Genomic DNA, 7,774 nt, shown 5'->3' with positions numbered 1-7,774 from the left:
CGACCTCCTATACGCGCGAACACGCTCCCGTGGCAGCGGAAGCCATCGAGTGCAGCGTCGGCGTCGGCGGGCTCCACGAGCATTTCCTGGACTGCATCCGCAAGGGCGTGCAGCCGCCGCTGGAGAACGCTCATACGGCGCGGCATATCACCGAGATTCTGCTGGCGGGGCTCGAGTCGAGTGCCTCCGGCAAGGCGGTCACATTGACCACATCGGAATGACGAGACGCTCGCTGGATGGAGCCGTCTTGCTCGCAGAAGAAGAAAGGGATCGCCAGCGTGGGGCGTGTGACTGCTATCGCCAGATGTGATGTGCTGGACAGAGCCAAGCTCCAGGAGTTCCACCGCAAGCGGCGCGAGTGGCTCGAGTGGATCGATGGGCGGAACCGCCGCGCCATCTGGTGCCAAGTCCAGGACGTTTCATGGAACCTGACGCTCTATTCAACGGTCGTGGATCTGCTCGCGCACAGTGACCGGGAGCGCCCCGCCGACGCGTATCCGAACCCCTGGATCCTGCGCATGTTCTGCGACCAGTTCTACGTATCGCAGGCGCTTGCCATCCGGCGGCTGCTCGATCCTCAGCCGAAGAACACGCTCAAGGGCGTCATTTCGCTCCGACGACTGCTGGACGACATCAAGCAGCACCGATGCCTCTTCACACGTGAAGTCTATGTTGCACACGACGGGTTGCCGTACGACTACGTTCCCGTGCACGACAGGTGGCCGTTCTGCGGGGCGGAACCGGCTGGGGTCTACACGGCGCCGTGGCGTGATTCCGAGCTTGCTCACCAGGACTTCGACAGACTTGCCAGGTCGTCTCGTCACTTTGGCGACCTCGTCACCCAGGCCGGACGGGCACGTCGGCGCACTGAGCCTATCGACTGCGACTGGTTCAACTGGTTGGACAAGCTGCTCAAGTCGAAGCCAATCACCGATCTCGAGCAGTTCGTGAACAAGCACATCGCGCACACGGCAGATAACTTCAGTCGCCAGAGCCTCACGCGTGCACAGTCGAGACTAGGGCTGAATCAGCTATGGAAGTGCCTGGAACCGCTTTTCCAGGTCCTAAGCTTTGTCCACGGCAGTCTGCTTCAGGGCCCGGCTCAGGTCGACGTCGTGCCACATGTACTCGACGATCACCTGACGGGCTTGGATAAGCCGTGGGTTCATACCAGCGCGGTGCCTCAGGCCTGCCAGAGCTGGCAGAAGCACGCCAAAGCCTTGAACGACCTGTGGGGACGTTCAAACGCGCTCCCCCGACGGCGGTAGCCATGCCCATCGATCTTCGTTGACTGCACGACGCAAGAGGCTACTGAATCAGTGAGCACCTGCAAGGGCAGTTCACCAGGACGACAAGGAGCGCGAAGTGACGTTGACCCCAACAGAACGCGACCGGGGATCGCTCGACGAGGAGCGCCTGAGCCTCGTCGTGCAACTTGTTCGGATGAATGGCTACGTCCTGCTCGAGCGCATGCTGCCGGATGCGCTGGTTCGGGAGCTCCACGCGGCGTTCATGCGGTCATTCGAGGCGTACGTCGCGCGAACCGATCCCAATCGCGGCGCGAATCGGTTCCAGATGCATCTTCCGTTCATCGCGCCCTTCACGGACCCGCGCATCACGACACACCCGATGGCGCTCCAGGTCCTCGACGCGCTGCTTGGGCAAGACTGCGTGTGCCACTACTTCGCCTCGGATACACCTCTGCCAGGATCGGACTATCAGCGTGTCCACTCGGATATCCACGGTCTCTTCACGGACTGCCAGCCGTTGCCGACCTACAGCATCGTCATGAACGTGCCGTTGGTGGACTTCACCGTGGAGAACGGAGCCGTCGAAATCTGGCCCGGTGGGTCGCACCTCATGCCGACGGGCATCGACATGGCTGCCCTGGCGCCGCTGATGCACTCGGCGCGTGTCCTGATGCCCGCCGGTTCCTTGCTCATCCGCGACATGCGGATGTGGCATCGCGGAACGCCCAACACGTCGGACCACGCTCGGCCGAACCTGGCGTTCATCTACTCGAAGCATTGGCTGAAGACGCACTACCCTCCGATCTCCATGCCGCAGGACACGTATGACGGGCTGTCTGACCGGGCGAAGCGGCTCTTCCGGTTCGAGAACATCGGAGGCACACCGGTCAACCTGCCGTGAACGAGACCACCGACCGCAGACCCCTCCACGGGACGGCGCTGAAGCGGTTCGTGCGCGAGCTCGACCGGCCGAACGTCGAACTCGCCTTCGTGCTCCATGACGTCGAAGACCCGGTGAACGTCGGGAGCGCCTTCCGCATCGCCGATGCCAGCCGAGTCGACCGGATGCTTCTGACCGGCATCACGCCGCAGCCCCCTCATCGACTGATCGCAAAGACGGGTCGACACAAGGACCGTCGCGTTCGATGGGAGCACGACGCCGATGCCTCGGAGGCGCTGGCGCGGCTCCGAGACGATGGATTCGAGCGCATCGCACTAGAACTCACCGAGGATGCCTCTCCCTACGACGCCATCAGCTACCCCGAGCGAGTCGCGCTCGTCGTCGGGAACGAGGACCACGGCATCCCTCGCCGCATTCTGTCCTGCTGTGATCGCGTCGTCTTCCTTCCGATGTACGGCAAGGGCGCGTCGCTCAACGTTGCCGTGTCGCTGGGCATCGTCGCGTACCACGTCCTCCACGTGCGCGGGCACTGAGCCTTGGCTCGATCCTGTGCTATGGTGTACTGACCTGGAACCCCAACGTCGGAGGCTGCCATGGAAGTCACGACGACGATGCTCCTGTTCCGCCGGGATGACGGTCTCTCGGACGCCGAAGCGCATCGGCGGCTCGAAGCGCTGCGAGCGCAGTGTCTGACCGGCGGATGCCACGAAGCGACGCTGCTGTCGATACCGGAGTCGAGCGCGCCCGGCTTCGCCGATCCGCAGCCGACGCACGCGATTTGGCAGGCGTGGTACTCGGAGGGGCTCTACCGACAGTGGCGCGAGACGCTTCGAGCGCCGGACGGCGTTGCGCTGGTCAGCGTCCTCGAGTTCGTCACGCTTCGACCCGACTCGCTGTGAGCCGGCGTGCTACACGGTATGGAGGTCCCTCGATGCGCTTCGTGGCAATTGTCGCAATCAGTCTCGCAGCCATGCTGCGCGGCAGTCCAGGCTTCACGGCGGAGGATCCCATGTCCGAAAACACCGATTCGCGGATCAGCGTGTTGGACTACGGAGCCAAGGGAGACGGTTCAGCGGATGACACGTCGGCGTTCCAGTCGGCTCTGGACGCCATGGGCGCAGCCGGAGGCGGCATCGTCTTCGTGCCGCGCGGCAAGTACCGCTTCGACGGATCGTTGACGATCCCACGTGCCGTGACGCTGGAGGGCGTATTCGCTGCCGCACCAGCCCACGCCGGCATCCGAGATCGCAGCCCCGCGAAGCCAGAGTACGGCACGGTGCTGATGCCCTATGGCGGCAAGGGGAGCGAGGATGGGTTTCCCTTCATCACGATCCAGGAGAACGCCACGCTGCGCGGCGTGGTCGTCTACTATCCGGAGCAGCAACCCGCCGGAATCCCGACGCCGTACCCGTGGACGGTCGCGATGCGAGGCAACAACCCGTCGCTGATCGACTGCGAGCTGCTCAACCCCTACAACGCGGTGGACTGCTCGCACAACCAGCGCCACCTCGTTCGCAACGTGCAGGGACAGCCGCTTCGCCGTGGCGTCTATGTGGATGCCATCTACGACATCGGGCGCATCGAGAACGTCCACTTCAACCCGTGGTTCTCGATGGAGAAGGAGCTGTTCCAGTGGCAGATGGAGAACGGCGAAGCCTTCATCTTCGGCAGAACCGACTGGCAGTACGTGCTCAACACTTTCTGTTTCGGCTACGAGATCGGCTACCGGTTCATCCAAACCAAGAACGGCGTCTGCAACGGCAACTTCCTCGGGATCGGCGCTGACGACTGCTACGTCGCGCTCCAGGTCGATCAGTGCGCGCCGATGGGTCTGCTGATCACCAACGGGGAGTTCGTGTCGTTCCACGGTCCCGATCCCACGATGATCGTGGTGTCGGAGACGAACCGAGGCAGCGTGCGCTTCTCGAACTGCGCGTACTGGGGCCCCAACAACCAGATCGCCAAGGTCGCGGGCGGGGGAACCGTCGGCTTCTCCGACTGCACGTTCATGCAGTGGGATCGCGGCAAGGAAGGGCGCGCCGCGATCCAGGCGTCGGGCGGCACGCTACTCGTCCGGGGTTGCGAGTTCAGGACCGATGCCGCCCAAGTCGAGATCGGCGAGGAGGTGCGCCGCGCCGTGATCGTCGGCAACGTGTTCACCGGTCCAAGTCGGATCGAGAACCGCAGCTCGCACGCCGTCGAGATCGGTCTGAACGCCTCCACCGACTAGGCGTGGTTCTGCAGGTTCAAGGATCGACCGATGAGAGCTTCGCTGTTTGCCCCGCTGGCACTGTCGAGGAACCTCGCACGATGAGGAGAATCCGGCGACGTGTCGCCGTTGCGGCTTTCGCGCTTGTGATCGTGTCGCTGTCAGGCTGCGCCGTCGTGAGGATGGTCCTGCACGGGGGGTTCCGGCGTCCGGGCGTCGAGCTGACGAGCAGCCGCCTGACGAGCCTCGACTGGCATCGGGCAGACCTCGTGTTCGATGTGCGCGTCAGTAATCCAAACTCCGTCGGCATCCATCTGGCGTCGCTCGACTACAAGCTCTCGCTCAACGGCAACGTTGCCGTCCAGGGCGTACAGGACCAGGGAATCGACGTCGACGCGCGGGGCGAGAGCGTGGTGCAGGTTCCTGTATCGCTGGCATTCGACGACGTGTACCGCGCGTTCGCATCGCTTGGCAACGAAGAACGGTCGAAGTACGCATTCGAATGCGGGCTCGGCTTCCGCCTGCCCGTCCTCGGCAATGTGCGCATCCCGCTCCGACGCGAGGGTACGCTGCCGATGATCAAGCGACCTGCTCTGAGCATCGACCGCCTAGACATCAAGCGGCTGAACCTACTCGGAGCCGAGATGGCGCTCCGCGTGCGGGTCTTGAACCCGAACGCTTTCTCGGCACTCATCCGGCGATTCGAGTACGGACTGCGGGTCAACGGCAAGCCGTGGGCAACCGGTCTCCTCGACGATCCGACGGCGGTCGCCGAGCTCGGCGAGAGCGTCGTCGAGATCCCTCTCAAGCTGAACACGCTCCAGATCGGCATCGCCGCGTACCAAGCGCTCAGCAAGGAGGAGCCGCTCGACTACGAGCTCAATGGAGATATCGACTTCGCGACTTCGCTTCCCGAGCTACCACAGGCGAAGCTGCCACTGCACCTGGTCGGTCGCGTTGTGCCGTCGAGGAATGCCATGACAGCGCCATAGGGCGTACGGTCATGCTCTCACGCCGTCCCGGTCGGTCGTCCTCCGAGCTCGATGGCGCGTTTCCGGTAGTAGCGGTAGTTGTCGAGGGACACCTCCTCCGGCACGCCGTGGTCACAGGTCGGGATGTAGCCGCCGCGCGCGCGCATCGCTGGCAGGATGTACTCCAGCATGCGGTCGATGTCGCCCGTCGTCTTCGCCAGCACGCGCTTGTCGATGCCGCCCTTGATGACCAGGTGGGGATACCTGCGACCGATATCGACGACATCGCAGTCGGACGCGACCTCCATCGGACTCATCACATCCATGTCGATGTTCGCCATATAGACGGGGATCGCCGGATAGCAGTTCCCGTCGGTGTCGATGTGGACGTAGAGATGGCGGGACTTGTCGATCTGTCGCGATCTCAGGTTGGCGATGAGCTGCTGGTAGTACGGGAAGAAGAACTCGCCCATCATCTGCGGCGAAACGAGCAGCCCGTGGTTGTAGCAGATGTCCTCCGCCAGGAAGATTTCGTCGATGGTGACATATTCCTGGTGCCGCGCGATGACGGTGTCTGCCAGGTCGAACCACGCCTGCATGCACGAGTGGACGACATCCGGCATGTCGTACCAGGCGTACGGAAGCGCCTCGGGTCCGATCAGACTACGCAGGTACATGTAGCCGCCGACCAACCCCTGGCTGATCATGTAGCCCTGTCTCGCAGCCGCTTGCGCGCGCTCCATACGTTCCGGCAGGTTTTCGAAGCGCGATGACGTCGTCGGGTCCAGACGCCACGCGACGTCCTCTTCCCAGGTTCGCCGGTCCTTCACCGGATGATCGACGTACTCCGGCATGAATCCATTGCGCCGCCCGCGGAAGTAGAGGACATGCCTACCCGCGTAGTCCTGAACCAACTCGTAGTCGCCTCGATCTTCGAGTACCTTGGTCTCCCATGCCGGTGAGAACGCGGCTTCGCACCATCCGAGCTGCCCAAGTCCATGGCTGCCGATGGGTTCGTACTCGAACTCCTTCGCGAACGAGGCGTCTTGAGGCAGCCCCTGCTCGCGCCACCGGTCGATGCAGTAGTACCCGAACTCCGTGCGGATGAGCGGGAGCCCCGGCGTGATCGCGTACGTATCGCGCAACCGTCTCGCCGGTTCCGCCATCTGATCTCTCGGCAGCAGACCATGGATCCCGTCCATCTTCGTCGCGGCTTCGGACATTTTCGTGCCTTTCTGAACTGCGGCGCACGTTGACTGAATAGCCCACACGCGAGTCCCCGACAACGGGCCCGCGCCCAGGCGCATCGGCGCGACCGCATCGCGACGGACGAGGTGGTATGCTGTGCGCTCAGCAGACTAGAGGCGACCGCGTAGAGACATAGGAGTCGAGCTTCGATGAGCCGGACTCGGCGACCTCCCGGCATGGTCAGCGCTCGCTCCGTGCTCCTCGGCGCTTTGCTGATCCCTCCGACGAGCTACTTCTCCATCCAGACGCCGACGCCGACGACCGTGTCCGTGGTCTACACGTCGATCATGGTCGTGTTCGCGCTCGTCCTGCTGAACGGTGTTTTCAAGCGCCTGGTGCCTCGCGCTGCGTTCAGTCAAGGAGAGCTGTTGACGGTCTACGCGATGCTCAACCTGTCGACGGTGATCGCTGGGCACGACATCCTTCAGGTGCTCGCCCCGATTCTCGGTCACGCCTTCTGGTTCGCCACGCCGGAGAACGAGTGGCAGCCGCTCTTCTTCAGGCACATTCCCGCGTGGCTCACGGTGTCCGATCTTTCGGTCCTCCGAGGTCACTACGAGGAGGGCTACACGCTTTACGCCTCTCGTGTGCTCCGCGCCTGGGCGGGGCCCGTCGCGTGGTGGTCGTTGTTTCTCGTCGCGCTGATGCTCGCCATGCTGTGTCTGAACGCTCTGCTCGCGCGACAGTGGACGGCAGTCGAGAAACTGAGCTATCCGATCATCCAACTGCCGTTGCGCCTGACGACAGACGGCGGCTCGCGAGCCTTCCTCGGGAATCGAATGATGTGGGCGGGGTTCGCCATCGCCGGCGCAATCGATCTGGTCAACGGTCTCCACGACTTCTACCCCATGATTCCGCTGCTCCCCACTCGCACGGTCGAGCTCAGTCCTCTGCTCAAGGAGAAGCCTTGGTCAGCGATCGGCTGGACGCCGGTCTGCTTCTTCCCGTTCGCCATCGGGCTGAGTTTCTTCATGCCGTTGTCGCTCTCATTCTCTACATGGGTCTTCTACTGGGTGTGGAAGGCTCAGCTCGTCGTCGGCGACGTCCTCGGACTGCGGCAACTTCCAGAGTTTCCTTACGTGAAGCCCCAGGCATCTGGCGCATGGTTGGCAGTGGGAGCCTTCGCCGTGTGGAACGCCCGGCGACATTTGTCGGCAGTCGCGCGACATCTCACCGGGCGGAACCGGTTGGACGA

At 63.4% G+C, this 7,774-nt stretch carries 6 protein-coding genes; 5 read left to right on the top strand and 1 reads right to left on the bottom strand.

Going from position 1 to position 7,774, the window contains the following annotated elements; genetic code table 11:
* The first annotated feature begins 236 nt into the window (after window positions 1–236).
* The 5 genes from FJZ36_09625 to FJZ36_09605 all read left to right on the top strand — a co-directional run bounded on the left by FJZ36_09625 (window position 237) and on the right by FJZ36_09605 (window position 5,352).
* Entirely contained in the window at window positions 237–1,268 is a 1,032-nt protein-coding gene (locus FJZ36_09625; protein ID MBM3215159.1) for a hypothetical protein, read from the top strand.
* Between the two features lie 97 nt (window positions 1,269–1,365).
* A complete protein-coding gene (locus FJZ36_09620; GenBank protein MBM3215158.1) occupies window positions 1,366–2,151 on the top strand; it encodes a phytanoyl-CoA dioxygenase family protein in 786 nt (261 codons plus the stop codon).
* The gene (locus FJZ36_09615) at window positions 2,148–2,684 is read left to right on the top strand and encodes an RNA methyltransferase (protein MBM3215157.1); all 537 of its coding nucleotides are present in this window, start codon (window positions 2,148–2,150) and stop codon (window positions 2,682–2,684) included. Before FJZ36_09620 ends, FJZ36_09615 begins: the two co-directional genes overlap by 4 nt.
* A 167-nt stretch (window positions 2,685–2,851) precedes the next feature.
* Complete coding sequence (locus FJZ36_09610; GenBank protein ID MBM3215156.1) at window positions 2,852–4,381, top strand: hypothetical protein; 1,530 nt, start codon at window positions 2,852–2,854, stop codon at window positions 4,379–4,381.
* 80 nt (window positions 4,382–4,461) lie between these two features.
* Window positions 4,462–5,352, top strand: coding sequence for a hypothetical protein (locus tag FJZ36_09605; GenBank protein ID MBM3215155.1), 891 nt, complete (start codon window positions 4,462–4,464; stop codon window positions 5,350–5,352).
* A 17-nt stretch (window positions 5,353–5,369) separates the two neighbouring features.
* Here the strand turns inward: FJZ36_09605 and FJZ36_09600 are convergent, their stop codons facing one another.
* On the bottom strand, window positions 5,370–6,533 hold the full coding sequence (locus FJZ36_09600) for a hypothetical protein (GenBank protein MBM3215154.1): 1,164 nt from the start codon (window positions 6,531–6,533) through the stop codon (window positions 5,370–5,372).
* Window positions 6,534–7,774 lie beyond the last annotated feature (1,241 nt).

Source organism: Candidatus Poribacteria bacterium (assembly GCA_016866785.1).
GTDB lineage: Bacteria > Poribacteria > WGA-4E.
Note: the sequence above shows the minus strand (reverse complement) of the source record. Positions and strands in the feature narration are given on the sequence as shown.

Excerpts from the sequence above, each read along its gene's own strand:
- FJZ36_09625 (MBM3215159.1), top strand. The coding sequence starts at position 237 with ATGGAGCCGTCTTGCTCGCAGAAGAAGAAAGGGATCGCCAGCGTGGGG.
- FJZ36_09610 (MBM3215156.1), top strand. The coding sequence starts at position 2,852 with ATGCCACGAAGCGACGCTGCTGTCGATACCGGAGTCGAGCGCGCCCGG.
- FJZ36_09605 (MBM3215155.1), top strand. The coding sequence starts at position 4,462 with ATGAGGAGAATCCGGCGACGTGTCGCCGTTGCGGCTTTCGCGCTTGTG.
- FJZ36_09600 (MBM3215154.1), bottom strand. The coding sequence starts at position 6,533 with ATGGACGGGATCCATGGTCTGCTGCCGAGAGATCAGATGGCGGAACCG.